The 1,208-nt window shown below is 55.6% G+C and carries 1 protein-coding gene; it reads right to left on the minus strand.

Translation table 11 applies throughout. The annotated features are described in order from the left end of the window. Positions 1–1,152 (minus strand): IS3 family transposase gene (locus BGO64_RS15380; RefSeq protein WP_286700967.1). Its coding sequence is split into 2 segments (ribosomal slippage), with 1,153 coding nucleotides annotated over them: positions 1–915 and positions 915–1,152; the frame shifts between segments, so codons are not numbered across the junction. This gene is flagged as partial in the annotation. Positions 1,153–1,208 lie beyond the last annotated feature (56 nt).

Raw genomic sequence — 1,208 nt, forward strand, 5'->3', positions numbered from 1 at the left:
AGACACTTTCGAGCCTCTCGAAATATTGCTTCTCACACTCTACTGGCGATAGCCCGTTGTTGAAACTGTGCCGGCGCTTGGGGTTGTAAAACATTTCAATGTAATCGAACACATCCTGCCGGGCCTCCTCCCGATCTGCATAGGTTTTACGTCGGATCCGCTCGCGTTTGAGGAGTTGGAAGAAACTCTCCGCCACCGCGTTATCATGGCAATTGCCACGTCTGCTCATGCTGGCCTTGAGCCGGTGCTCCCGCAAAAAATCCTGCCAGTCATAGCTGCTAAACTGGCTCCCTTGGTCAGAATGAACCAGCACTTCCTGCTCGGGTCGCCGTCGCCACACTGCCATCAGTAACGCGCTGATGGCCAACTCTCGGTCGATCCGTGGCCCCATTGACCAACCAATGACTTGTCGTGAAAACAAATCCAATACCGCGGCCAGATAGAGCCAGCCTTCATGGGTTCGAATATAAGTGATGTCCGTTACCCAGACCTTATTTGGCTCAGTCACATCGAACTGGCGTTCAAGATGATTCGGTGCAACCACCGTTGGCCGGCCACCATAATGACCGGGACGGCGACGATAACCGGTTTGTGAACGCAAACCTTCATGACGCATTAATCGCGCCACCCGGTGTTTCCCACAGGTCTCGCCCATCTCTCGCAGGTCATCCCGGATCTTGCGATAGCCATAGACGCCCCCGCTTTCTAGCCAACATTGCTTGATCTGGCCCAGGAGGCGTTGGTCTTCCAGGGCTCGGGCAGATAAAGGCTGGTGCTGCCAGGCGTAATAACCGCTCGGGTGGACATTCATCATCCGACACAGTCGGCGGATGGGATGTGTGGACGCGTGCACCCGGATGAAGGCGTACCTTACCCTGACAGCTTGGCAAAGTACGCGGCGGCCTTTTTTAAGATATCTCGCTCATCGGTGACGCGGCGCAGTTCAGCCTTGAGGCGCCGAATTTCGGCTTGCTGGCTGGAGTCATGCTGTTGCTGCACGGCGGGCTGGCTGTAGCGCCTGATCCAGGCGTAAAGACTGTGGCTGGAAACACCAAGTCGCTCAGCGACCTCTGCCACTGGGTAATGGCGCTCAGTCACCTGCTTGACGGCGGCCAGTTTGAATTCTTCCGTGTAACGTTGCTGCTTGCTCATAACACCTCCTGATTGACCTCAGTTTGAGGCTCTTGAGGTGTCTAGGAAAGTAGGGG

This window comes from Aeromonas sp. 62-46 (genome assembly GCF_001898585.1).
Taxonomy (GTDB): Bacteria; Pseudomonadota; Gammaproteobacteria; order Enterobacterales; family Aeromonadaceae; genus Aeromonas; species Aeromonas caviae.